This is a genomic window from Alsobacter metallidurans, assembly GCF_014636935.1.
In the GTDB taxonomy this organism is placed as follows: Bacteria; Pseudomonadota; Alphaproteobacteria; order Rhizobiales; family Beijerinckiaceae; genus Alsobacter; species Alsobacter metallidurans.
Map to the genome: position 1 here is coordinate 105152 of NZ_BMES01000003.1, position 24878 is coordinate 130029.

Sequence of the window (24878 nt, forward strand, 5' to 3'; positions counted from 1 at the left end):
CGAGTGTGCCATGATCGGGCAGCATTGCGGCAGCCTCGTGAGCGTCAGGCCCGATGGTAGGGATGGCCCGACAGGATCGTCATGGCCCGATAGAGCTGCTCCGCCGCCAGAACGCGCACCAGCTGGTGCGGCAGCGTCATGCGCCCAAACGAAACCCGCTCCTGGGCCTGGGCTGCCAAGGCAGGATCGAGTCCGTCGGCGCCGCCGATCAGCAGCGCGAGGCTTCGCAGGCCCGCGTCCCGTCGGGAGGCGAGCGATTGAGCAAAGGCTTCGCTGGTCGGGTTTGCGCCTCGTTCGTCGAGAGCGATCACGGCTGGATCGCCAAGGCCCGCGAGGCGGCTACGGATCGCCGCCGCTTCCTCGGCCTTGCGGTCGGCGGGACGGGAGGCGCGGCTTTCGGCGAGTTCGAACGCCTCGAAGCCGGTGAAGCCGAGCGTGCGCCCCGAAGCGCGCGCGCGCTCGTCGTAACGTGCGACGAGCTCCCGCTCCGGGCCGTCCTTGAGGCGGCCGACCGCGATCACGGCGATGCGCATCGCGTCAGCCCGGTGATGAGGTCAGGAGACCGCGCGCTCCGCGGGACGGTCGCCGCCCCACATCTTCTCGAGGTTGTAGAAGTGCCGAACCTCCGGCCGAAACACGTGAACAATCACGTCGCCGGCGTCGATCAGCACCCAGTCGCAATGCGGCAGGCCTTCGACCCGCACGTCCTTGCGGCCGCGTTCTTTCAATCCCTCGATGACGCGATCGGCGATCGCCCCAACATGCCTGTTGGAGCGCCCGGAGGTCACGATCATGCTGTCTGCGAGAGATGTTTTTCCCGTCAGGTCTATGGAGACCGTTTCCTCGGCCTTGGCGTCGTCCAGGAGCCCGAGGACCAGCGGGAGCGTCGCGTCGTCGTGCGGCTCGACCGAGCCGGTCGCGGCGAGGTGCGAAGTCGTTTCGACTTCGCGCGTGGTGGTCATTGTCAGCGGTCGACCCTCTTGCGGATCGCGCGCCAGTTGCGCGCTTGATCTCAATATAGTCGAACTGGGCCAAAGTTCCAACGATGACGCGGGGAGAACCTTTTAGATCTTCCGGACGGGTTTTTCGGCCCTTGCCGCCCGCAGCGCCGTGGAGGAGAGCGGCGAGCGTCGCCCATGTAGAAATGCCCAGGCGGGCGTCGGCGAGCCGGGCAGCAGCACGGCGTCGGCTTCGTCCATCCGCCTGTCCGCCAGCGCGATCGCCGCGATGGAGCGCGTCGCCCGCAGGGTGGAGCCCGGTCGGTCGATCACGGCGAACGGCATCATCCGCGCGATGTCGCGCCACCGCCGCCAGCGATGGAAACTCGCCAGATTGTCGCCGCCCATCAGCCAGACGAACTGCGCGCCGGGGCAGCGCCGCCGCAGATAAGCGAGCGTCTCGAACGTGTAGGGCGTCCCGATCGCGGCCTCGAACCCCGTGACGTCGATGCGCGGATCCCGCGCCAGGGCCCGCGCCTGCGCGATCCTGTGCGCCAACGAGGGAAGACCCGCATTGTTCTTCAGCGGGTTGCCGGGCGTCACGATCCACCACACGCGATCCAGCCCGAGCCGCCGCAGCGCCGTTTCGCTGACCAGCATGTGCCCGCCATGCGGCGGGTTGAAGCTGCCGCCGAGCAGCCCGATCCGCATGCCGGGCGCGAGGCGCGGCAGGGTCGGGACGGGCGAAGCGGGGAAGAAGGCGTCGGCGGGCATCCGCCGGACCATGGGGACTACGCCGCCGCCGCGCAAGGCGAGCACCCGGCGAGCCGCATGCTTGCGGGGCGAAAAACCTGCCCGCATAGTCGACCGGAACGCGAGGCCCCATGCCGTACCGCACCACCATCGGCGTCCATTCCTGGGTTTTTGGCGACCTCAAAGACCTCATGGCCAAGGCGACCCCGCCGCGCGCCGGGGACCGGCTGGCCGGAGTCGCGGCCGGCAGCGCCGAGGAAAGCGTCGCCGCCCGCATGGCGCTCGCGGACTTACCCTTGAAGCAGATCCTGGCCGAGCCGCTGATTCCCTACGAAGATGACGACGTCACGCGGCTCATCATCGACACGCACGACCAAGCCGCCTTCGCGCCGATCGCGTCGCTCACCGTCGGCGAGTTCCGGAACTGGCTCCTCTCGGAAGCCGCCACGGGCGAAGCGCTGGCCGGCGTCGCCCGGGGGATCACGCCCGAAATGGCGGCGGCCGTATGCAAGCTCATGCGCAACCAGGATCTCATCCTGGTCGCCCGCAAATGCCGGGTGGTCACGGCGCTGCGCAATACCATCGGGCTGCCTGGAACAATGGCGGTGCGGCTGCAGCCCAACCACCCCACGGACGATCCGAAAGGCGTGGCCGCCTCGGTGCTGGACGGGCTGCTGCTGGGCGCGGGCGACGCCTGCATCGGCATCAACCCGGCCAGCGACAACGTCGCGGTGATCGGCGACCTCATGCGCCTGCTCGATGAAATCATCGAACGTTTCGACATCCCGACGCAGTCCTGCGTCCTCACCCATGTCACCACCACGCTGGAGCTGATCCGCCGCGGCGCGCCCGTCGACCTCGTGTTCCAGTCCGTGGCCGGCACGCAGGCGGCGAACCGCTCATTCGGGGTCGAACTCCCGATGCTGCGGGAGGCCCGGGACGCGGCGCTGTCGCTGAACCGCGGCACGGTGGGCCGCAACGTCATGTATTTCGAAACCGGACAGGGCTCAGCGTTGTCCGCCGGCGCGCATCACGGCGTCGACCAGCAGACCTGCGAGGCCCGCGCCTACGCGGTCGCGCGCGCCTTCGATCCGTTGCTGGTCAACAGCGTGGTGGGCTTCATCGGCCCCGAATACCTTAATGACGGCAAGGAGATCATCCGGGCCGGGCTGGAGGATCATTTCTGCGGCAAGATCATGGGCCTGCCGCTGGGCGTAGACGTTTGCTACACCAACCACGCCGAAGCCGACCAGGACGATATGGACACGCTGCTGACGCTGCTGGCAGCCGCCGGCATTACCTACGTGATGGGCGTGCCGGGCGCCGATGACGTGATGTTGAACTACCAGTCCACCTCGTTCCACGACGCGCTTTATGTCCGCGAACTCTTCGGGCTAAAGCGCGCGCCCGAGTTCGAAGCCTGGCTCGCCCGCATGCGGCTTGTCGGCGACGACGGCCGCCTTCTCGACGGAGTCGGCACGCCGCTGCTGGCCGGCGCGCGCGAGATCGCGGCGTGAGCCGGGAGCTCTCGCCCGCCGAACTCATGCAGGCGCTGCGCCGCCTCACCCCGGCGCGCATCGGCCTCGCCCGCGCCGGCGCCAGCCTCGGCACCGACGAGGTGCTGCGCTTCGCCCTCGCGCACGCGCAGGCCCGCGACGCCGTCCACACCGCCTTCGACCCTGCGCCCATCGCGGCGGCGCTCACGGCGCTCGATCTGGACGTCATCGAGGTGCAAAGCGCGGCCGCGTCGCGCGACGTCTACCTGCGCCGGCCGGACCTCGGCCGCACGTTGTCCGGAGAATCGCGAGACCTCCTGAGCCAAGCGGGCGCCACGGGCCCGGACCTCGCATTCGTGGTCGCGGACGGGCTCTCGGCCAGGGCCGTGCACGAGCACGCCGTCCCGTTCATCCAGGCGCTGCTCCCCTTGCTGGCGCGCGCCGGTCTGCGGGTGGGCCCCGCCGTTCTGGCGCGGGAGGCCCGCGTGGCGCTCGGCGACGAGGTCGGGGCCCTGCTCGGCGCACGCGCGGTCGCGGTGCTAATCGGCGAACGCCCGGGCCTGTCGTCGCCCGACAGCCTTGGGCTCTACCTCACTTTCGCGCCCCGGCCCGGGCGCCACGACGCCGAGCGAAACTGCATTTCGAACATCCGAACCGCCGGTCTCGCCTACGCGGAGGCGGCCCACAAGGCGGCCTGGCTCATCAGCGAAGCGCTGCGTCGCGGGCTCACCGGCGTGGACCTCAAAGACGAGAGCGGGCCGGCGCTCACCGCTCAGCCCGCGAAGGAGCGTATCGGCCCAGCCTGACGCAGCCGGCCAGCATCACGGCCGCGTCTGGCCCGTCCCGCGCACCTGGTACTTGAAGCTCGTCAACTGCTCCACCCCCACCGGCCCGCGTGCATGCATGCGGCCGGTCGCGATGCCGATCTCGGCCCCGAAGCCGAACTCGCCGCCATCCGCGAACTGCGTCGAGGCGTTGTGCAGCACGATGGCCGAGTCCACCTCGGCCAGGAACCGCGCCGCCGCGGCCTCGTCGGCCGTGACGATCGAATCCGTGTGGTGCGACCCATGCGTCTCGATGTGCTGGATCGCGTCCTCGAGCCCGTCCACCACCCGCACGGCGATGATGGCGTCGAGATATTCCGTGCGCCAATCCTCCTCGGTCGCGGGCGTCACGCGCGGATCAGCCGCCTGCGTGGCCGCGTCGCCCCGCACCGCGCAGCCGGCGTCCAGCAGCGCCGTCACGAGCGGCCGCAGATGTGTTTCCGCGCAGGCGCGGTCCACCAGCAGCGTCTCGGCCGAGCCGCAAACGCCGGTGCGCCGCAGCTTGGCGTTGAGCACGATGGTGCGCGCCATGTCGAGATCCGCGGCCGCGTGCACGAAGACGTGGCAGATCCCCTCCAGATGCGCGAACACCGGCACCCGCGCCTCGCTCTGCACGCGCGCCACCAGGCTCTTGCCGCCGCGCGGCACGATCACGTCCACGTTGCCGTCGAGACCCGCCAGCATCAGGCCGACCGCCGCGCGATCGGCCGTCGGCACGAGCTGGATGGAGTCCTCGGGCAGGCCCGCCCGCGCCAGTCCCTGCCGCAGCGCCGTCGCGATCGCGCCGGAGGTCCGCAGGCTCTCCGAGCCGCAGCGCAGGATGGCGGCGTTGCCGGCCTTCACGCACAGCGCCCCGGCGTCCGCCGTGACGTTGGGGCGGCTCTCGAAGATCACCCCGATCACGCCCAGCGGCGTCGCGACGCGCTCGAACCGGAGGCCGTTCGGCCGCTCCCACCGCGCCAGCACGCGCCCGACCGGGTCAGCCAGCGCGGCGATCTCCTCCACGGCGACCGCGATGGCCTCCAGGCGGGTCGGATCAAGCACAAGCCGGTCGATGAACGAGCCCTTGGTCCCCCGCGCCTGCGCGTCCGCGACGTCCAGCGCATTGGCGGCCAGGATGGCCGCCGAATCCGCCCGCAGCGCCGCCGCGCCGGCGAGAAGCGCGTCGTTCTTCAGCTGCGGGGAGCATGTCGCCAGTCTGCGCGCGGCCGCGCGGGCGCGCCGCCCGACATCGGCCATCAACGCCGCCACGTCGGCGGCTGCCTGATCCTCGGCCTTGCGGATGCTCTGCAGCATGTTGAACTCCGAAGCCGCTTACTCGACGGCCAACGCCATGTCGTCCCGGTGCACCATTTCGGCCCGGCCCGCATAGCCCAGAATGGCCTCGATGTCGCGCGAGGAGCGTCCCGCGATCGCGGCTGCATGGCCGGCGTCGTAGGCCGCCAGCCCGCGGCCGATCTCGCCGCCGTCCGGGCCGCGCATCACAATGGCGTCGCCCCGCGAGAACTCGCCTTCCACGCGCGCCACCCCGGCCGGCAGCAGGCTCTTGCCCTGCCGGATCGCCCGGGCCGCGCCCTCGTCGAGATGCAGCACGCCGCGCGCCTCCAGCGAGCCCGCGATCCATTTCTTGCGCGCCGCAACAGGGTTCGACGCGGTGAGGAACCACGTGCAGCGCCCGCCGGCCGCTATGGCGCCGAGCGGGTTCTTGACGCGGCCATTCGCGATCAGCATCGCGGCCCCGCCGGCCGTCGCGATCTTGGCGGCCTCGACCTTGGTGCGCATGCCGCCGCGCGAGAACTCCGAGGCCGCGCCGCCCGCCATCGCCTCGATCTCGGCCGTGATGCGGGGCACCACCGGGATAAGCCGCGCGTCCGGATCAGTCTGCGGCGGCGCCGTGTAGAGCCCGTCGATGTCCGACAGGAGCACCAGCAGGTCCGCCCCCGCCATGGTGGCGACGCGCGCCGCCAGTCGATCGTTGTCGCCGTAGCGAATTTCGGTGGTCGCCACCGTGTCGTTCTCGTTCACGACCGGAACGGCGCGCAATTCCATCAACCGCCCGAGCGTTGCCCGGGCGTTAAGATAGCGGCGCCGCTCTTCGGTGTCGCCCAGCGTCACGAGGATCTGCGCCGTGGTGAGTCCCTGATGCCCCAGCGCCTCGGCCCAGCTTCGCGCCAGCGCGATCTGGCCGACGGCCGCCGCCGCCTGGCTTTCCTCCAGCCGCAGGGGTCCGCGCGCCAGCTTCAGCACGCCGCGGCCGAGCGCGATCGCGCCGGACGACACCACCAGCACGTCCGTTCCGCGCGCATGCAGCTGGCCGATGTCCTCGGCCAGCGCGGCCAGCCAGGCATGCTTCAGTCGTCCGCGCTCCTGGTCCACCAGCAGCGACGAGCCCACCTTCACCACGACCCGGCGGAACTGGTCCAACCGGGGCAACGCCGGGGCGCCGCTCTCCCCGTCCTGGACCAGCGCGCTGCTCACGGCCGCCACTCCGCGTTCTTCACCACAGTGGTTTCGCGCTCGGCCTCGCTCGCCCGCGCCTCATCAATGATGCGCAGCAGAGCGTCCAGCACCTCGGAGACGCCCTGTCCGGTCGCGGCCGACAGCAGCATGGGCTCGCGCTTGGCGGCCCGCTTGAGCCGAGCCTTCTGCTCCTTGATCTGCTCGGTCGTGAGCGCGTCGATCTTGGTCAGGGCCACGATCTCGGGCTTCTCGTCCAGCCCGCCGCCATAGGCCGATAGCTCGCCGCGGATCACCTTGTAGCTCTGCCCCGCATGTTCGCCCGTGCCGTCGACGAGATGCAGCAGCACCTGGCAGCGCTCCACATGGCCGAGGAACCGGTCGCCCAGCCCCAGTCCCTCATGTGCGCCCTCGATCAGGCCGGGAATATCCGCCAGGACGAACTCGCGCCCGTGCACGCCCACCACGCCGAGGCCCGGATGCAGCGTTGTGAAGGGGTAATCGGCGATCTTGGGCTTGGCGGACGTCACGGTCGCCAAGAAGGTCGACTTGCCGGCGTTCGGCAGCCCGACGAGTCCAGCGTCCGCGATCAGTTTCAGCCGCAGCCAGATGGTGCGCTCCTCGCCGTCCTGGCCCGGATTGGCCCGGCGCGGCGCGCGGTTGGTGGAGGTCGTGAAATAGGCGTTGCCAAAGCCGCCATTGCCGCCCTTGGCGAGGCGGACGCGCTGGCCGATCTCAGTGAGGTCGGCGATCAGCGTTTCGCCATCCTCGTCGAGCACCTGCGTGCCTTTCGGAACCTTGAGCACCACGTCCGAGCCCTTGGCGCCCGCGCGGTTCTTACCCATGCCATGAACGCCGGACTGCGCCTTGAAATGCTGCTGGAAGCGGTAGTCGATGAGCGTGTTCAGCCCCTCGACGCACTCCACCCAAACGTCGCCGCCTTTGCCGCCGTCGCCGCCATCCGGCCCGCCGAACTCAATGAACTTTTCGCGCCGGAACGAGACGCACCCGGCGCCGCCGTTGCCGGAGCGAATATAGACCTTGGCCTGATCGAGAAATTTCATAGCGCTTCGATACCGGAGGGCAGCCCCGGGAGCAATGTCGAAGCGGGTGCGGCAGCCCTCGCAACCTCAATCAGGCAATCAGAATCAACGACGCCGCTTCAGCGAAACGCACGCCCCTTGCGGATGTGAAGCTCCACCGTTCCGACCGTAAAGAACAGGAACGACAGGTCGGCGGTGTTCAGCACGTCGCGCGGACCGGTCTTGCGCAGGAGGTCGGCGAAGCGGATGTTATAGGACGAGCCGCCCTGCGTCTTCACGCGCGCCGTATAGGCGAGCCGAACCGCGTCGCCATCCTGTCGAATGTCGGCCGTTCCGATGACGTCTTCGCGTGTTCCCACATAGGTCCCTTCGCCCGTCTTGGTGAAACGCCATGTCTTCACGTCGCGCTCGCCGTCCGAGTACACGAAGTTCTCGCGCAGCGTCAGCGTGCGGCCGTCCCAGCGGCCGTTCATCCGCACTTTCAGCCCGCGCTGCGTCCCGTCCCGCGTGTTGCGAAACACGCCCTGGGCGGTGAGAGGCCCGCGGAAGAAGTCTTCGAGCACGAGCTTCTGCGCGCTTACATCCCGCATCGGGCGTGCGTGCGCTGCGCCGGCGGGGAGCGGGGCGACGAAGATGGCGGCGAGCAAGGCGGCGGCGATGCGGGTCATGCGGAACTCCAGGCTGATCTCAGCCCCCGCAGCCAATACGGCCCTGCCGCCGCTTCGGACCACGACCGCGGCGAAACGCTCCCGGTCGGCCGCCGGGAGCGCTGCGATCGGACGCGCTTTCTACGCGCAGGTCGCGCCTTCCAGCACGCCGCGCGTTTCCGGGTCCGCCTGCCGGAACCGGGGCTCGCCCCAGCCCTTCAGGCTGCGCCAGACCTTGCGGTCGAGCCGGAACCGGTCCACCGGGAACAACCCGCCGCGCGCCTTCATCTCGACGAGGCCGGAGCTCTCATACGAGAAGCCCGCCTTGCGGAGCACCCGCTGCGAGGCCGGATTGATGACGCGCGCCTGGGCGGTCACCGCCTCGGCGTCCGTGAGCGTGAACACGGCGTCGACCACCGGCTGAAGCGCCTCGGTGGCGAACCCCTTGCCCCAGTGCTCCACCCCGTAGGCGTAGCCCAGCACCACGCTGCCGTCCGGCTCCCACTTCGCCGACACGAAGCCGATCACGTCGCGCCCGCCCCGGTTGAGGGTGGCGACGAGCCCGAGCTGCGTTCCGGCCGTGTTGCGGGTCCGGGCGTCCAGGATCCAGGCGTCGGCCGCGCCGGCCGGGTAGGGATGCGCGATATTGGCCGTCATGTCCGCCACCTCTTTGCGGGCGGCGATTCGGGCTACGGCTTGCGCATCGTTCGCCCGTGGCCAGCGCAGCCAAAGGCGGCGCGTTTCGAGCCTGAAAACGTCGTCGCGGGTGATCTCTGGGAACATGACCGAGCCTCCGGTCCGAGTGAGAGTCACGCTGAATCGTGACCCGGATACGACGAAGGGGGAGCGGTTGTCCCACTCCCCCCGGTCAAATCCCAGGATCTCTCCTGGCACTCTCGGATTTCGGCTCGCTGTCGCGACTTTGGAAATCCGCCGGGTCTCGTGGGATCCGGCGGAGGTCCTTCGTCTCGACCTACGCCGTCATTCTGCTGCTTCTTGGGCTCGTACGACCACGAACATCCGGTCGTTGGCTTTGGCCTGGAACTCGACCGTGCCGGCCGACATGGCGAAGAGCGTATGGTCTTTGCCCATGCCGACATTCGCGCCGGGATGCACTTTCGTGCCGCGCTGACGCATAATGATGTTGCCGGGAATGACGCGCTCGCCGCCGAACTTCTTCACGCCAAGGCGGCGGCCAGCCGAGTCGCGCCCGTTGCGCGAGGAACCGCCTGCTTTTTTGTGAGCCATGATGGTGCTCCGTAACCGTTGCGGGCTTTATACCCGAAAAATTCCGATGCGTCAGGTCCTGCAGGACCCGACGATCTCGTGAGAGGCGGGCTTGGCGGCCCTAGCCTACGCTCAGGCCTGCGCCGCCTCGGCGGCTTCGCCCTCGGCCTTTTTGGCCCGGGGAGCGCGCTTGGGCTTCTCCTCGCCGGCGTCCGCCTTCGCGGTCGGCTTGGCTCCGCCGAGCAGGATCTCGGTGATCCGCACGACCGTGAGGTCCTGGCGATGGCCGCGCTTGCGCTTGGAGTTCTGGCGACGGCGCTTCTTGAACGAGATCACCTTGGGGCCGCGGGTCTGCTCGACCACTTCGCCCGCCACGGACGCGCCCGCGACGGTCGGCGCGCCGACCTCGCCGTCGACCATGAGAACCTGATCAAACGAAACGGCCTGGCCGGCCTCAAGGGCGAGCTTCTCGATCGTGATAACGTCGTTGGCGGCAACCTTGTATTGTTTGCCGCCGGTCTTGATGACTGCGAACATCGTTTTGTCCTCGTGTTCATCCGGCTCTGTCCGCGTGTGCGAACGGCCGTCTTCTTTGCAGTTGTGATCCGGCGTGGATCATGCGCCGGCGAGAACAGCCTTTCAGCCAGGTCCCGCGCCAGCACGAAGCCGCGCGCAAGCCTTGCGGGCTGCGCGCGAAGCGGTTTGCCTACAGGCGGCCGGCTTGCGTGTCAATCGCCGCCGGGCTCATCCCGGCGCGAACACGCCTCCCGCAGCGCGCGCCGAACGCCCTTGCCATGCCGACGACGGCTGTGTAGAACGCCCACGCTCGACCGGGCCAGTCCACCACGACTGCCCACCGAGCCGCGTCCGGGATCGCCAACCACGCCCCGAACGCCGCCGGTTTCGCCCGGACCTCTGCGGAGAGGTGGCAGAGTGGTTGAATGCACCGCACTCGAAATGCGGCATGGGTGCAAGCCCATCGGGAGTTCGAATCTCCCCCTCTCCGCCACTGCCCCTGCAAGCTATTAATGTCGCTGAAGTTTCTCTATCGCGTCACCGTAGACTTATATTGGGTTGAATAACCCTCGTGTCCCGTGCGTCGGCGCAAGCCGTCATTGCTGCACCGCAGTTGGAAATTAACTTCAACGCCAAAATAGGCAGTGCCTTGGCGCGATCGCAGCGGAGGACGCGATGGTTTCGGCCGACGAAATCCATCGGCTTGCGGTAGGCTACTTTCTCGACGATCCGGGGTTCGAAGACATTGCTCCCCAAGTAGTACAGGCCGCAAACCGTTTTCGAGACAAGGGATGATCATTCCTGCTTGTTTGGACGAACCCGAATTGCTCGCGCGTCCACACATTGAGCATCATGAGCAAAGGCCTAAACCGCCGGTGGGGGCGTTGGGCGGCTCGCCGCAGTTTCGGTGGTCGGTCCGGACCGTTGGTTCGACTTCGGAATACTTAAAGTCCTATTGGACCGCTCAGAGAGTTCCGCCACTCGCACTCGGGCCTCCATTCGATGGCGTAAATCTTGGCGAGATGTCTGCAGATGGCCGGAGATGGTGAAAACGTCTGGAATTCACTGAGCGAACACGAAGTTTTTTATCGGCCTTGCGACACCAGACGCATTCGTTCCATTTCGCTGCTAATCGCATTCCATCGTGAGAAACGAAGGTGTCAGATCTCGATTTCGTCAATCGGTTGCGGGGGTAGCTGGCTTTCGATCTTCAGCACGGCGTCCATGTAGGCTCTCGTCGCCGGGGACAGTGTCCGAGCCTTGCGCCATATGAAGCCGTAGTTAAGGGTGAGGAACGGCGCCTTGATAAGAGGCGCCAGCCTGCCGGTTGAAATCTCGGCCGCAACCATAAACGGCAGAGCTGCGGCAAGCGCGTCGCTGGCCATAGCCATCTCTGTCATGGCCTGGAACGTTTCCGTCACGATCCGTGGCTCGAATCGTTGATTAACGGGGTCGAAGCATCCGTAGGGCTTGTCAGCTGCGGGAAGGCTTCGTCCGACCCTGCCGGGGACAACCGGGCCGACCCAGGGGAAGTCCAAGCAATCGGAGAGCGTAAGGCCCGGTCGGGAGGGCAGCGGATGGCCTGCCCGGCAAAAAAACGTGACCGCGCCCCGGCGAACTGGCCTTACGTCGAGATCTGCTGAGCCTTCCGCTTCGCTCAGGTCGGCAAATGCGAGGTCGACGTGGCCTCCTTTGGCCGCTTCAACAGCATCCACCCAGTTCATGACGCGCAGATCGATCGAGAGCCGCGGGTGCTCGTTCGATAGCAAGGCTGCGGCCGCTTGCCCCGATATGGCTGCAGGATAGGGCCCCATGGCGACGACCAGCTCGCCAACCTCGAGCCCCTTAAGCAGGGTGATCTCCCGCGAGAGATCCGAAAAGCTGTTGACCACCTGTGCCCCGTGTTTGAGCACGATCTTACCGAAAGCGGTCGGCAGCATCGTCCCGCGATCGAACAACAATTCGCCGACATCGGATTCAAGCAGGGCCAGCGCCCGCGATACCGCTGGCTGGGTTATTCCAAGCACCGAAGCGGCTCGACCGAAGGGTCGGTGCTCGGCCAAGGCTCGGACGAGCTCGACGTCCCTGAGGGATGTTAATGACATCGTGTTATAACCGGATCACCGACGGTAATCGCTCAGGCTGATTTTATTATAACTACTTATTGACCGCTATGGCCTCTGGCGGCGAAGGTTTCGGTGCTCCCGACCCCCGGCCTGAGGGGAGCGCGATATCCCCCGATCTGCCATTAGGGGCTAACCCCCCTCTCATTGGGAGGTCACCATGTATCGTTTCGTCGCCAGGCCCTCGGCGTCTATCGCCACAAGCCTCCTGCTGATCGGCATTGCCGCTTCGGCAAACGCCCAGCAGCCGCAAAAGCCCAACATTCTCTTTATCGTCTCCGATGACACAGGCTATGGCGACCTCGGTCCCTACGGGGGCGGCGAGGGCCGCGGGATGCCAACGCCCAGCATTGACCGTCTCGCGAGCGAAGGCATGACCTTCTTCTCCTTCTACGCTCAGCCGAGTTGCACCCCAGGCCGTGCCGCGATGCAAACGGGTCGCATTCCCAACCGCAGCGGCATGACAACCGTGGCCTTCCAGGGCGAGGGCGGCGGCCTGCCGGCGGCCGAGTGGACGCTCGCATCCGTGCTTAAACAGGGCGGCTACAAGACCTACTTCACGGGCAAGTGGCACCTCGGCGAGGCCGACTATGCACTGCCGACCGCCCAGGGCTACGACGTGATGAAGTACGCCGGGCTCTACCACCTAAACGCCTACACCTATGGCGATCCGACCTGGTTCCCCGACATGGATCCGGAACTGCGGGCCATGTTCAACCGTGTCACAAAGGGCGCACTGTCGGGCAAGGCCGGAGAGACGCCGGTGGAGGAGTTCAAGATCAACGGCCAGTACGTCAACACGCCGGCGATCGACGGCAAACCGGGGGTGGTGGGCATCCCCCACTTCGACAGCTATGTGGAGAAAGCCGCCATCGAGTTTCTCGACGACGCCGCAAAGACTCCGAACCAGCCGTTTTACATCAACGTGAACTTCATGAAGGTTCACCAGCCCAACCTGCCGGCTCCCGAGTTCGAGAACAAGTCGCTCAACAAGACAAAATACGCCGACAGCGTCGTCGAACTCGACACGCGCATCGGCCGCATCATGGAAAAGCTGCGCGCCACCGGCATGGATAAGAACACGCTGGTGTTCTACACCACCGACAACGGCGCCTGGCAGGACGTGTATCCGGACGCGGGCTACACCCCGTTCCGTGGCACCAAGGGCACCGTGCGCGAGGGCGGCAACCGCGTGCCCGCCATTGCCGTGTGGCCCGGCAAGATCAAACCGCAGCTCAGGAACCACGACATCGTCGGCGGCCTCGACCTGATGGCCACCTTCGCTAACGTCGCCGGCATCAAGCTGCCCGAGAAGGACCGCGAGGGCCAGCCGATCGTCTTCGATAGCTACGACATGACGCCGCTGCTCACCGGCGCCGGCAAGTCGGCCCGCAACAACTGGTTCTATTTCACCGAGAACGAACTGACCCCCGGCGCAACGCGCGTGGGCCACTACAAGGCGGTGTTCAATCTGCGCGGCGACAACGGCGTGGCCACCGGCGGCATGGCTGTCGACACCAACCTCGGCTGGAAAGGCCCGGAGAAGTACGTCGCGATCGTGCCCCAGGTCTTTGACCTCTGGCAGGACCCGCAGGAGCGCTACGACATCTTCATGAACAACTACACGGAGCGCACCTGGACGATGGTGACCATCAGCGCCGAGATCAAGAAGCTGATGGAGACCTACGTGAAGTACCCGCCGCGCAAGCTCCAGAGCATGGGCTACGACGGCCCGGTGGAGATCTCGAAGTACGAGAAGTTCCAGTGGGTGCGCGAGCAGCTCGCCAAGGAAGGCGTCCGCATTCCCCTGCCCACGGGCAACTGACGACCGGCGCGGGCCCACGGAGGTCCGCGCTTCCGTCTCTCTGCGTGAACGCCGCGCCCTCCGACCAAGGACCAGACCCTTACCAGAATCCTCGCAATAAGCAGCAGATCACGGTTCCCACGGACCAAAACGCCTTCGACTTCGGCGCCTAGGGCCCCGATCCCTGGGCCTACTGACCACCACAGCACGGACCGGAGCATCCCCATGAAGACTATCGCTCTCCTCGCCTTCGCCGTGCTCCTGGCCGGGTGCCAGACCCAGGGGGATCGGATGGCCCAGCTGCAGCAAATCTGCGCGGACCCCGGCAACCGAGCGGCGGGGAGCTTCTACTACCAGGAATGCCAGAGCCTTTATCCGCTCACCGCCCAGCAGCGGCAACAGGGCGAGGCGTTGGCGCGCGGAGTCGGAGCCGAGTAGCCCCGGCGCCGCCTCGAACGCGGAAGGGAGCGCACCATGCACAACATCACGCGTCGCGCCATCGGCCAGGGGGCCCTCAGCCTGGCCATGCTTGGGGGGCCGCTGCTCGGCTCACCGGCCCTGGCGCAGTCCGATCCCCTGCCGTTGTGGAACGACGGCGCCGCGAGGCGCGCGATCCTCGCCTTCGTCGCAGCCGCGACCACACCCGGAACGCCGGACTTCGTGCCCCCCGACCAGCGGATCGCCGTGTTCGACAATGACGGCACGCTGTGGCCGGAGCAGCCGATGTACGGCCAGCTCGCCTTCGCCCTGGACCGGGTGAGAGCTCTGGCGCCGCTTAACCCCGCCTGGAAAAACCGCCAGCCCTTCAAGGCGGTGCTCGACGGCGACCTGAAGGCGTTGGCGGAAGCTGGCGAGCGCGGTCTCGTCGAGTTGGTTATGGCTGCTCATGCGGGCATGACAGCAAGCGATTTCACCGGGATCGTGGAACGCTGGCTGGCAAGCGCCCGACATCCGCATTTCGGCCGGCCTTACACAGACCTCGCCTACCAGCCGATGCTGGAGGTCATGGCCTACCTACGCGCCAACGGCTTCCGCACGTTTATCGTCTCCGGCGGCGGGGTCGAGTTCATGCGGCCATGGACCGAGCGGGTCTACGGCGTGCCGCCGGGGCAGGTCATCGGCTCCAGCATCAAAACGAGGTTCGAGATGCGCGACGGCCGGCCCGAGCTGTTCAGGCTGCCCGAAATCGACTTCATCGATGACGGCCCGGGCAAGCCGGTGGGCATAAACGCCCACATCGGCCAGCGCCCCGTCGCCGCCTTCGGCAACTCCGACGGGGACCTCCAGATGCTGCAATGGACGACGCTCGCCGGCCGCCGCAGCCTAGGCGTCCTGATCCACCACACGGACGCCGCCCGCGAATTCGCCTATGACCGCGATTCGGAGTTCGGGCGGCTCGACAAAGCGCTGGATGCCGCTCCTGGCAACGGCTGGTCCATTGTCAACATGAAGGACGACTGGAAGCAGGTTTTCGCCTTCGACAGGTGATGCCCGTCGTCGCCCGCCTCCGCGGGAACCGGTCCACAGCGCCTTCGCGGGCTCGTCAAGTTGGAACGGCGTCGTCGCGGAATTGAACGGTCTCCCGGCCCTCGCTCCAGGCGACGCCTCGGCCCCGACCAAACAGATTTCCATCATGCCTGGGTTAGGCCAGTCTCCTGCACCGTGCGAATTGGACCAAGTTCGCGGGCTTTTGAAAAGCTGATTGGACGTCGGGAACGCCGCACCCCGACATCCCGCCCCGGCGGGGGGCCGGTCTCTTACCCCAGCACATAGCGGCCAGGAGCCCGGACCAACGCCTGCGGGCCCCGTCCGGAGACAGGCGGCTCTCTCCGTTCCCCTTGGCCGTGCTGCGTCAGCCATGCGAACCAGAACGGCCACCATGAGCCATTCTGGACAGCGACGTCACGAAGCCAGTGTTCGGGCTCAAGATGGGGAGCCTGGGGCCGGGACGTTGCGACGCGGAAGTGTCGGTCGGTACGGCCTGGGGGCGAGACGATGCCCTGATTGTGTCCTCCGTTGGTGAGCACGAACGTCACCTCCGACTGGGTGAGACCGTGCACCTTGAAGACCGAGCGCCAGGGCGCGACGTGGTCCCATTCCGTGCCGACCGCGAAAATCGGCACGTGGATATCGTGGAGCGAAACGAGATCCGAGCCCACCGCTAGGCGGCCCTCAACGAGGTCGTTGTTGAGGTAGAGCTTGCGCAGGTACTCGCTGTGCATGGCCGCGGGCATCCGCGTGGCGTCGGCCGCCCAGGCAGCGATGTCGCCGACCGGCTCGCGCTCGCCCAGCAGATATTGGTGGATCATGCGCGACCAGATCAAGTCGTTGGAGCGCAACAGGTGGAACGTGCCGGCCATGCGCGAGGCGTCGAGCACGCCGCGCTCCAACATCATGTCCTCCAGTATCGAGATCTGGCTATCGTTGATGAAGAGGCTGAGTTCGCCCGCCTCCCGGAAATCCGTCTGCGCGGCCAGCAGGGTGAGGCTCTGGAGCCGATTGTCTGCATCGCGCGCCATGGCGGCCGCCGTGATCGCCGCGAGCGTACCGCCGATGCAGTAGCCGACCAGATGAGCCCTCCGTGCGTTGGACGCCTCAAGGGCGGTTGCCAAAGCTGGCAACACGCCCAGTGTGCGGTAGTCGTCCAGCCGCAGGTCGCGGTCACTCTCGTCCGGGTTCTTCCACGAGATCATGTAGACCGTGAAGCCCTCATCGACGAGATGCTTCACAAGAGAGTTATGAGGCTGCAGGTCGAGAACGTAGTATTTCATGATCCAGGCCGGGACGATGACCACCGGCTGCGGCTGGACGAGTTCGGTTGTCGGCTCGTACTGGATCACTTCGACGAGCCGGTTCTGCAAGATGACCCGGCCTCTGGTGCGTGCGACCGTCTCGCCGGGCCGAAATGCGTCGGCTCCCGCGGGCGGCGTGCCTGTTGCAAGGCGGCGCCAGTCGTCGAGCGCGATGCCCGCGCCAGCAAGGAGATTGGCTCCTCGGCTCTGCACCGTCGCTTCGAGCACTTCCGGGTTGGTGAGCGGGCTGTTCGAAGGGGCCATGCAGTCGAGCAGTTGCCGCCCCACGAAGCGCAGTAGGGCCAAGTGATGCTCGCTGGGTCCATGGATATCCCGCGTAGCCTCATCGACCCCACGTTCCAGAGCCAACAGGCTCTCGGCGAAGATCGCGAAAGGCCAGCGCCCCCAGGACAGGCTCCTGAAGCGACGATCCTGCGGCAGGGAGTGGTTGCCGGGCTCGCATTCGCGGCTGTTGAGCAGCATGCTGATATTAAGGGCGGCGAGGCGGCCGGCTTCCCGCGTCCAGCTTGCGCCAATCTCGGCGCCGCGCGCGGGCGAAATCGCGAGGTGCATGGCCCAATCCATCCAGGCCTCGGCGAGGCCGATGGGCGAGAAGCCCCAGCACAGGTTTCCGATCGCGGCGTGCAGCAACCGGTCTGCGGGGTTCTCGTCGAAAGCCGCAGACGTCGCTATCCCGGCAGGCTCGACCGGCGCGTGCCTCATCTGCGTAGCGCCCACCTTACCCTGGACGGTCACGGCGAGCCCCCCGTTGTGAGTCCCCGCCCGCAACGCGAGGGGCTTCCGGGACGACGTCGTTCGTCCGCGGCAGTCTACGAGACCCGCGCGGCAGCGGCGTTGATGCAGATCACGGCCCCGCCATACGCGGGCATGCGAGGCTAACGCTTGGACGTTGCGCACCAAGCGCGGCCCAAACTGGGAGACGAGCGATGACAAGTTCTAGCCATCCCAAGACGGCCACAATCCCGCTTCAACAGCCGTTCGGAACAGTCGAGGATGTTTCGAGGGCCCTGCAAGGCCAGATGGCGGCAGTGGCTGCCATTCCCCGCGCCATCATGGAAGCGCAGCTCACAATTGGGTCCGAGCTGTTTATTTTCCTGGCCCGCCGGCTCAAGGCGCAGGCGGAGCTCTGGCACGAGTTGAGCCAGAGCCGCGAATTCCTGGGTGCGGTGCAGGCACAGCGTCGATTTGCCGACAAGGCGGCGAGCGACTACTCCGCCGAGGCCAGCGAGATGGCCACGATGCTGAGCCGGGAGGTGGGTGTCGTCTCGAACGCGGCAAGCGAAGCCGTCGCCGCCGCGACTGCATCCGGAAAGATCGCCGCGTGATCGATGGGTCATCGCCGCCTAGCGATCCCCGGAGGCGGGGCCAGCAGCCGGCGCCGTCCCTTGCGACGGCGCCGCCCTCGACGACGCCTCCGACCTAATCGTCAGAGCTGCCGCGGGCTGGGTGCCCAATCATCCGCTCGCGATCTGCCCATCGACAACCTGCACGATGCGATCGCAGCGCTGCGCCAGGCTAAGATTGTGCGTCACGATCACGAAGCTGGTCGCCTGGTCTCGGTTGATGGACCGCATGAGCGCGAAGACGGCCTCGGCCGATGCCGTGTCGAGGTTGCCGGTGGGTTCGTCGGCCAGCACGAGCGCGGGCTTCATCGCCAATGCGCGCGCAATAGCGACGCGCTGTTGTTGGCCGCCGGACATGTTTGTAGCCTTGTTGTTCCGCCATTTCGTCAGGCCCACAAGCGACAGCAATTCGTCCGCACGCCGCTCCATGGCTGGCGATGGGCGGCCCCGGTCCACCAGCATCGGCATCATTACGTTCTCGCCCGCCGTGAACGCGGAGATCAGGTAGTGGTGCTGGAACACGAAGCCGATCGCGTGGCCTCGCAGCCCGGTGAGCGCGGCGTCGGAGAGGTCGCTGACGTCCAGGCCCGTGATGAACAGGTTGCCGGAGGTCGGACGGTCCAGGAGCCCGATGATGTTGAGCAGCGTGCTCTTGCCCGACCCCGAAGGACCTATGATGGCGACGAATTCGCCTGCGCGCACCCGTAGGTCGATGCCGTGAAGCACCTCCGTCTCGACGGATGTCCCGATGTTGAACGACTTGCGGATCCCTTCCAGAACGAGAACGTCAGCCACGGATCGCCTCCACGGGATCGAGCTTCGCGGCGCGCAGAGCCGGCGCGGTCCCGGCCGCAACGCCCGTGATTGTCGCAAGAGCCATCGCGGCTACGAAGAGCGTGGGCTCCAGAATGAGGGGGAAGAGCTCGGCGCCATCCGCTTGTCGCGCATAGCGGTGCCACACGACAAGGGCTGCAGCGCCCAGGACCGAGCCGAAAGCCGACCCCGCGAACCCGAGCACTCCGCCCTGGATCAGGAACACGCGCAGGACCTGCGCGCGGCGGGCTCCCATCGCGCGCAAGATGCCGATGTCCTTTGATCGCTGGATCACGGAAACAACCAGAACGGCTGCGATGCCGAATGCGACTGACAGCCCCACGAACAGCCGGATGATCGTATTGGAGGTTTGTTGCGCCTTCACGGCAGTGAAAAACTGGGCGTTAGTCTTGATCCAGCTGTCCGCCTCGACGGGGCTGACAGCGGCGATGTCCTGCGCGATGGTCTCGGCCGCGTAGATGTCCTTCACGGTTACATCGATGGTGGTCGCGCCGCCGATCAGGTTCAGGAGGCTTTGCGCGGTCCGAAGGGCCACGTAGGCGTTGCGTCCGTTCACCCCCTTGTTGCCGAGGTCGAAAATCGCCGTGATGGTCAGGCTACGACCTTCGGCCGCCGCCGAAGCGACGTTCAACTTGTCGCCCACCGATGCGCCGAGCTCCTTCGCGAGTTCAGTCCCGACGATGACGTCGTCGCTGCCGAGCCGCATCTCTCCGGCGACGATATAGTCAGGCATTCTGACGATCTGGAAATACAGAGCGGGGTCCATTCCGGTGACATTGATGCTGCGGCTCGCGGAGCCGCGTACCGCGAGCGCTGAACCCGTCGCCGTGGGCGCGACCATGTTCACGTCGGGGCGTCCGCTAATCTCGGCGGCGATCCGTTGCCACTGGTCGATCGAGATTACCCGCTGAGTTGGACGCTGCACGATCGCGGCCTCGACGACCCCCGGCCCGGCGCGAAGCGGCCGCGCCACCTCGTCGGGCGGCAAGATCTGAATGTGGGGCTGGGACGTCAGAACCCGCCTGATGAAGTTCGCCTGCAACCCGGCCAGCATGGCCGACATGAAGACTATGACGGCGACGCCGATCGACACTCCGCCAAGGATGAACCCGGTTTGCAGGCGGCCTTCGGCGAGGAAGCGAAGCGCCGCGATCCACTCGAAGGGCAGCCAGCGTGTCATGGCATCACGGCGCGAAGGCGCTGCCCAGCTCGAACGCCGGCTGCGACAGGGATGAGCAGGTCGCCGGCATTCACGCCGTCGGTGAGCTCGACCTTGTCTCCGGCCCGTAAACTGACATGGACCTGCTGCACGCTGGCGCGGCCGTTCCGGAAAATCAAAACCCAAGGTCTGCCGCTGGTCGGGTCATGGATGACGCGCGTCGGCGCGATCAGGGCGTCCTTGCGCCTGTCCACTTCGATGTCGACCGAAACCGTCATGTCCTGCCGCAGATATGGCGGCGGGTCCACGCTGGTGAGCTTCACCTCGACGGACGCCCGGGAGATGTCGACGCCGGGATTGATGTAGGTGAGCTTGGCCGGAAACGTCTTGTCCGGGTAGGCGTCCGCGGAGGCCTTTGCGTCCTGCCCGAGAGAAAGGAGGCCAAGGTTTTTCTCGTCGATCGGGACGACGAGTTGCACGTTTCCGCTTGGCGCTAAAACAAAGAGCGCCTTGCCCGGTTGCACGACCGCGCCGCGCTCGACTTTCCGGCTGATGAGCACGCCGTCGCGTGGCGCGGCGACAGTGGCGTATCCCAATCTGGCGTTTGCGGTGGCCAAGGTGGCCCGCGCCTGCGTCAGTTGCGTTTGGGCGATCACGAAGTTGCTTCCGCCTGGGCTCATCGTGAACACCGCAAGTTCCGCCGAGCGGACCTGGGTTCTGGCGACGTCGAGATCCCGGGTCGCTGCGTCCAGGGCGGCATGGGTGCCATAGCCAGATGCGGCAAGGCGAGAGGCGCGGTCGTAGGCTTCCTTCGCGTTGACCAAGGTGGCTTTCGCTTGCTTCAGATTTTCCTGGGCGGAAGGGAGCGAAAGCTCCTCCATTTGCCGCAGCTGCGCCTCGGCCTGCTGGACGAGGCCTTCCGCCTGCACAACCGCCGCCTGCAGCTCGCTGGCGTCCAGCGTGATCAGCGGCTGCCCGCGCGTGACGGCCTGTCCTTCGTTGACGAGGACCTCGGCCACCGTCCCGGTGATCTGGCTGCCCACCTCCACCCGGAAAGGGGTTTCAACGTGGCCGCTGGCCACCACGGTCCTGACCAGATCGCCGCGGATGACGGGGTAGCACACAACCTCGGGTCCCAGCATGGCGCGAGTCAGCCAGCCTAGCGCGAGACAGGCCACCGCGAGCCCGCCGAGCAGGCCCCACTTATGGTTCCGGACGGCCGCGGCGGCCAACAGGAACCAGGAGGGCCCTGCACGCGTGAGCGGCTCGCGGGGGAATGATTCCACGGAGTGCTCTTGGGGGTTCGGAACGCACGCTTACCTAGGTCCGAACGGCAGGACCGGCATTGCGCTGGATCATGTCGCCTCATCGTCGACCCGGGCGGCCTGAATGCCGGGCCCGCGGCCGGCAAGGCCGCACGTCGCGCCGCAACGCAAAGGGCTTCAGCATTTCAGCCGTCGCCAGGTAGGCGACCACGATGGCGCCGATCGCCGCGAGGGTCGTGGCCGGCGGGGGCTCGAAGCCGAAGGAGGCGCCAAGCGGCGAAAAGGGCAGGATTAATGCCGCCAAGAGTGCCAGCATGGATGAGGCGACAAGCGCGCCTCCTGGCCGGTCGGCCCATGGCCTGGCCGTGGTACGGATCACGAAGATGACGAGGATCTGCGTCGCCATGGACTCCATAAACCACGCCGTCCGGAAGGCCTCAGGGGTGGCTCTCAACCCGTAAAGCGTCCCAAACGTCAGCGCGTCGAAGAGAGACGAGAGAGGCCCCATCACGGCCGCGAAGCGTATGAGGCCGTCCATATCCCAAACTTGCGGCCGCGCCGTGCCGTCGGCCCGCACGCCGTCGAACGGAATGCCAATCTCGGAAAGATCATAGAGCAGGTTGTTGAGCAGGATCTGCGTGGGCAGCATCGGCAGAAACGGCAGCACAAAGGAAGCGGCTGCCATCGAGAGCATGTTGCCGAAATTCGAACTCGCGCCCATCCGCACATATTTGAGGATGTTGGCGAAGGTGCGCCTGCCCTCCTCCACCCCGTCCGCCACAACGGCGAGGTCGGGCGCAAGCAGGATCATATCGGCGGCCGCCTGGGCGACGCCGGTGGCCCCGTCGACCGACAGGCCAACGTCGGCCGCCTGGAGGGCCGGCGCGTCGTTGATGCCGTCGCCAAGGAAGCCAACGATCGCGCCTTTCGCCTGCAAAGCGCGAACGATGCGCGATTTCTGGTCGGGCGCGAGTCGGCCGAACGCGTCCACGGTCTGGATCTTCACCGCGAGCGCTTCGTCGCTCAGCTGCGCCACCTCGTCGCCCGAGAGGACCGTGACGGCGTCCTGGCCGACGAGGCCCGCGACGTGCTGCACCACCGCCGGGTCGTCGCCCGAGAGGATTTTGAGGCTCACGCCAGCTTTGGCCAGCCGCGCGATCGCGCTTCGGGCGGTGGCTTTGGGCGGGTCCGCAAAGACGCACAGCCCCTCGAAGATCAAGTCCCGCTCGTCCTCGGCGCCGAGTTCAACCGCGCCTTTGGTCCAGGGTCGGGATGCAACCGCGATGCTGCGCAGGCCATCCCCGGCCAGTGACCTGATGCGCGCCTGAACAGCGGCACGCATCTCGGCCTCTATCGGCTGGACGCAAGCCCCCGTCCTCGTGCGCGCGCACAAGGCCAGCACCTGCTCGGGCGCACCCTTGAGGATCAGGATACCGCCTTCAGGGCCGTTTGCGAGGATCGCGCCGGTCCTGCGGGAAAAATCGAAGCTGCGCCGGCCTTTGAGCGACCAGCCCGTAGCGGAGTCCGGCAAGCTTTTGCGGAGCGCTTCGTCTAGCGCTCCACGGTCACCCCCGAGTTCCGCCGCCGCGGCGGCAAGCCTGACGGGGCGCGAATCCTCCGCCCCATCGGGTGCGATGCTACGATTCAGCTCAATCTCGGCCGCTGTCAGCGTGCCGGTCTTGTCTGTGCACAGCACCGTCATCGCGCCGAGGTCATGAATTGAGGCCAGCCGCTTGACGATGACCTTTCGACGGGCCATGCGCGTCGCCCCGCGCGACAGCGTGACTGTGGTAATCATGGGTAAAAGCTCGGGCGTCAGCCCAACCGCGAGAGCGACGGCGAACAACAGGGAGCCCAGGAGGTCACGGCCGACGATCATCCGCGCCGCCAGCACGACAACCACAAGGCCGAGCGTCAGCCGGGCGATCGTGAGCCCGAAAGCGTGCAGGTCACGCTGAAAGGGCGAAGCCTCCTGCGGGCCCGCCAACGCGGCGGCTGCCGCGCCAAACACCGTATTGCGGCCGGTGCCGACCGCCAGCGCTGTCGCCTCTCCGGAGAGCGCCACAGCACCGCGATACAGCAGGCTCGCCGTGTCGCCGCCCTTGGAGCCGGCCGTCGGCGACCGCTTTTCAACAGGATAAGGCTCGCCCGTCAACGCGGCCTCGCCGGCCGTGAAGGCCGCGGCGTCGAGGACAAGCGCGTCGGCCGGGATGATGTCGCCCGCCCGCACTCGCAGCAGATCGCCCGGCACTACCTGCTCGACGTCGATCTGCAAAGAGGCGCCGTCGCGTAGGACCTCCGCTTTGAGGGCCACGGATTGGCGGAGCACTTCGGCGGCCCTGATGGCCTGCCCTTCCTGGACGGTATCCAGGCCGATCGACAGTGTCAGGATCGCTACGATGATCCCGCCCCCGACCTCGTCGCCGGTGACGACCGAGACCAGCCCGGCGCTCAGCAGGATCAGAGAGAGCGGCTCAAGCAGCCTGCGTAGGACGGCTCTTGGCCAGCCCTCGCGCCTGCTCTCCGCGTCACGGTTCGGGCCGAAGCGTTCGAGCCTGCTCGCAGCCTCCGCGGCGGTGAGGCCGCTCGTTCCGCAGCCAAGGCGACCGCAGACCTCCTCGACGCTCAGCGTCCAGAACTGGGCCAGCGCGCCGCCAGGTCCCGAATGGGTATCGGACATCTCCATCTCACGCCTCAGGCGGCAAAGACGCGAGCAGTTGAAGACCACTGGCGAATTGCCGCAATGCGCTGCGTCAACGAGAGGGCCGGCTCGGCTAAGCGCGGCCACGGTTTGGTTTGTTGACGTTCGGCGGCATTCTGGGGCGACCGGCAAACTGCCTGATCGGTCGAGAGCGGCCTGTTAGATCAACGCCGGGAGGATTTGGCCGACCAGGTCCAGGGCGGGCGGTGATCCGCACGCATAAGCGAGCTTGTCGCTCAGCTCCAGTGCGGGCCAGTCGAGAGTGCTCTCGATCCCCAAGCTGGCCAGGATCGGCAGGGCCGCCATCACGTCCCAGGTCGACTCGCCGACGCCCACATAGCCGTCGACCTGGCCGCAAGCCAGCTCCATCAGGGATACCGTCGATGACCCGCAGCACCGGATCATCATATTCTGCTGCATCACGAACTTCAGCAGCTCCAGGCGCTTAGCAGCCGGAATGCGAGGATGCATTCCGACGCCGATGCAGCCCCGGCTCCGGTCGAAGTCGCCAGGGCGGATAATAGGCGCGCCATTGAGAGTTGCAGGCGCGCCTAAACCGCCCGCGAACGTCTGCCGCTTGACCGGAGCATAAATCACGCCGGCCTGAGGGCGCCCTTTGTCGTATAGGCCGATCGAGACCGCCCACTGATCGCCGCCCCGAACGAAATTGAATGTGCCGTCGATCGGGTCGATCACCCAGAGCCGGCCCGAGCGGCCTTGGGCGGACGCACCCTCCTCGCCAAAGACGCCGTCGTCAGGAAAGAGCTTGGCGAGGCCGGCCGTGATGAAGGCCTCGGCCTCGCGGTCCGCGACCGTGACGAGGTCGAGGTGGCCCTTCGCCTCGACGGCGTCGACGCCAAGGCGTTCGAAATGGCGGAGCGCAATCTCGCCCGCATCCTGCGCGAGACGCGCGATGTCACCCAACATGGAAGGTC

Annotated in this window: 23 protein-coding genes and 1 tRNA gene; 7 read left to right on the plus strand and 17 right to left on the minus strand. The window is 66.9% G+C overall.

Annotation, left to right across the window (positions count from 1 at the left end; genetic code table 11):
* Positions 1-44: 44 nt before the first annotated feature.
* From rlmH to IEV99_RS21290, 3 genes are all read right to left on the minus strand, one after another.
* Positions 45-533, minus strand: coding sequence for a 23S rRNA (pseudouridine(1915)-N(3))-methyltransferase RlmH (rlmH, locus tag IEV99_RS21280; protein WP_188519860.1), 489 nt, complete (start codon positions 531-533; stop codon positions 45-47).
* Positions 534-554: 21 nt separating this feature from the next.
* Complete coding sequence (gene rsfS, locus IEV99_RS21285; RefSeq protein ID WP_188519861.1) at positions 555-962, minus strand: ribosome silencing factor; 408 nt, start codon at positions 960-962, stop codon at positions 555-557.
* Between the two features lie 102 nt (positions 963-1064).
* Positions 1065-1712 (minus strand): nicotinate-nucleotide adenylyltransferase, encoded by a 648-nt coding sequence (locus IEV99_RS21290; protein WP_188519862.1) that lies wholly within the window; start codon positions 1710-1712, stop codon positions 1065-1067.
* Between the two features lie 110 nt (positions 1713-1822).
* On the opposite strand from IEV99_RS21290, the gene IEV99_RS21295 reads away from it, so the two are divergent.
* Together IEV99_RS21295 and eutC are read left to right on the plus strand one after the other, a co-directional pair.
* A complete protein-coding gene (locus tag IEV99_RS21295; protein ID WP_188519863.1) occupies positions 1823-3208 on the plus strand; it encodes an ethanolamine ammonia-lyase subunit EutB in 1386 nt (461 codons plus the stop codon).
* A complete protein-coding gene (gene eutC, locus IEV99_RS21300) occupies positions 3205-3993 on the plus strand; it encodes an ethanolamine ammonia-lyase subunit EutC (RefSeq protein ID WP_188519864.1) in 789 nt (262 codons plus the stop codon). The genes IEV99_RS21295 and eutC overlap by 4 nt, the downstream gene beginning before the upstream one ends.
* Positions 3994-4008: 15 nt before the next feature.
* Here eutC and IEV99_RS21305 read toward each other — a convergent pair whose 3' ends face one another.
* From IEV99_RS21305 to rplU, 7 genes are all read right to left on the minus strand, one after another.
* Positions 4009-5304, minus strand: a complete 1296-nt coding sequence (locus IEV99_RS21305) for a glutamate-5-semialdehyde dehydrogenase (RefSeq protein WP_371875826.1) — start codon at positions 5302-5304, stop codon at positions 4009-4011.
* Between the two features lie 21 nt (positions 5305-5325).
* Positions 5326-6489, minus strand: a complete 1164-nt coding sequence (gene proB / locus IEV99_RS21310; RefSeq protein WP_188519866.1) for a glutamate 5-kinase — start codon at positions 6487-6489, stop codon at positions 5326-5328.
* Positions 6486-7532 (minus strand): GTPase ObgE, encoded by a 1047-nt coding sequence (gene obgE / locus IEV99_RS21315; protein ID WP_188519867.1) that lies wholly within the window; start codon positions 7530-7532, stop codon positions 6486-6488. Before obgE ends, proB begins: the two co-directional genes overlap by 4 nt.
* 98 nt (positions 7533-7630) lie before the next feature.
* A complete protein-coding gene (locus tag IEV99_RS21320; RefSeq protein WP_188519868.1) occupies positions 7631-8179 on the minus strand; it encodes a DUF3833 family protein in 549 nt (182 codons plus the stop codon).
* A 120-nt stretch (positions 8180-8299) separates the two neighbouring features.
* A complete protein-coding gene (locus IEV99_RS21325; RefSeq protein ID WP_188519869.1) occupies positions 8300-8941 on the minus strand; it encodes a GNAT family N-acetyltransferase in 642 nt (213 codons plus the stop codon).
* 198 nt (positions 8942-9139) lie between these two features.
* Entirely contained in the window at positions 9140-9406 is a 267-nt protein-coding gene (gene rpmA / locus IEV99_RS21330; RefSeq protein ID WP_188519870.1) for a 50S ribosomal protein L27, read from the minus strand.
* A 111-nt stretch (positions 9407-9517) separates the two neighbouring features.
* Entirely contained in the window at positions 9518-9922 is a 405-nt protein-coding gene (gene rplU / locus IEV99_RS21335; protein ID WP_188519871.1) for a 50S ribosomal protein L21, read from the minus strand.
* Between the two features lie 382 nt (positions 9923-10304).
* Here rplU and IEV99_RS21340 point away from each other — a divergent pair.
* Positions 10305-10394, plus strand: a tRNA-Ser gene (locus tag IEV99_RS21340).
* A 667-nt stretch (positions 10395-11061) separates the two neighbouring features.
* Here IEV99_RS21340 and IEV99_RS21345 read toward each other — a convergent pair.
* Entirely contained in the window at positions 11062-12006 is a 945-nt protein-coding gene (locus tag IEV99_RS21345) for a LysR family transcriptional regulator (RefSeq protein ID WP_244644007.1), read from the minus strand.
* 178 nt (positions 12007-12184) lie between these two features.
* Here IEV99_RS21345 and IEV99_RS21350 point away from each other — a divergent pair, with 178 nt between their 5' ends.
* The 3 genes from IEV99_RS21350 to IEV99_RS21360 all read left to right on the plus strand — a co-directional run bounded on the left by IEV99_RS21350 (position 12185) and on the right by IEV99_RS21360 (position 15316).
* Positions 12185-13849, plus strand: coding sequence for an arylsulfatase (locus IEV99_RS21350; RefSeq protein ID WP_188519873.1), 1665 nt, complete (start codon positions 12185-12187; stop codon positions 13847-13849).
* A gap of 204 nt (positions 13850-14053) precedes the next feature.
* Positions 14054-14266, plus strand: a complete 213-nt coding sequence (locus tag IEV99_RS21355) for a hypothetical protein (protein WP_188519874.1) — start codon at positions 14054-14056, stop codon at positions 14264-14266.
* A gap of 87 nt (positions 14267-14353) precedes the next feature.
* Positions 14354-15316, plus strand: coding sequence for an HAD family hydrolase (locus IEV99_RS21360; protein ID WP_244644032.1), 963 nt, complete (start codon positions 14354-14356; stop codon positions 15314-15316).
* A gap of 269 nt (positions 15317-15585) precedes the next feature.
* Here IEV99_RS21360 and IEV99_RS21365 read toward each other — a convergent pair whose 3' ends face one another.
* The gene (locus IEV99_RS21365) at positions 15586-17376 is read right to left on the minus strand and encodes a PHA/PHB synthase family protein (protein ID WP_188519876.1); all 1791 of its coding nucleotides are present in this window, start codon (positions 17374-17376) and stop codon (positions 15586-15588) included.
* Positions 17377-17567: 191 nt separating this feature from the next.
* On the opposite strand from IEV99_RS21365, the gene IEV99_RS21370 reads away from it, so the two are divergent.
* On the plus strand, positions 17568-17966 hold the full coding sequence (locus IEV99_RS21370; protein ID WP_188519877.1) for a hypothetical protein: 399 nt from the start codon (positions 17568-17570) through the stop codon (positions 17964-17966).
* A gap of 129 nt (positions 17967-18095) precedes the next feature.
* Here IEV99_RS21370 and IEV99_RS21375 read toward each other — a convergent pair whose 3' ends face one another.
* From IEV99_RS21375 to IEV99_RS21395, 5 genes are all read right to left on the minus strand, one after another.
* Complete coding sequence (locus IEV99_RS21375) at positions 18096-18779, minus strand: ABC transporter ATP-binding protein (RefSeq protein WP_188519878.1); 684 nt, start codon at positions 18777-18779, stop codon at positions 18096-18098.
* Complete coding sequence (locus IEV99_RS21380) at positions 18772-19998, minus strand: ABC transporter permease (protein WP_188519879.1); 1227 nt, start codon at positions 19996-19998, stop codon at positions 18772-18774. Before IEV99_RS21380 ends, IEV99_RS21375 begins: the two co-directional genes overlap by 8 nt.
* Positions 19995-21212, minus strand: a complete 1218-nt coding sequence (locus IEV99_RS21385) for an efflux RND transporter periplasmic adaptor subunit (protein WP_371875827.1) — start codon at positions 21210-21212, stop codon at positions 19995-19997. Before IEV99_RS21385 ends, IEV99_RS21380 begins: the two co-directional genes overlap by 4 nt.
* A 130-nt stretch (positions 21213-21342) precedes the next feature.
* Positions 21343-23922, minus strand: coding sequence for a magnesium-translocating P-type ATPase (gene mgtA, locus IEV99_RS21390; protein WP_188519881.1), 2580 nt, complete (start codon positions 23920-23922; stop codon positions 21343-21345).
* Between the two features lie 180 nt (positions 23923-24102).
* The gene (locus tag IEV99_RS21395) at positions 24103-24870 is read right to left on the minus strand and encodes an inositol monophosphatase family protein (RefSeq protein WP_188519882.1); all 768 of its coding nucleotides are present in this window, start codon (positions 24868-24870) and stop codon (positions 24103-24105) included.
* Between the last annotated feature and the right edge of the window lie 8 nt (positions 24871-24878).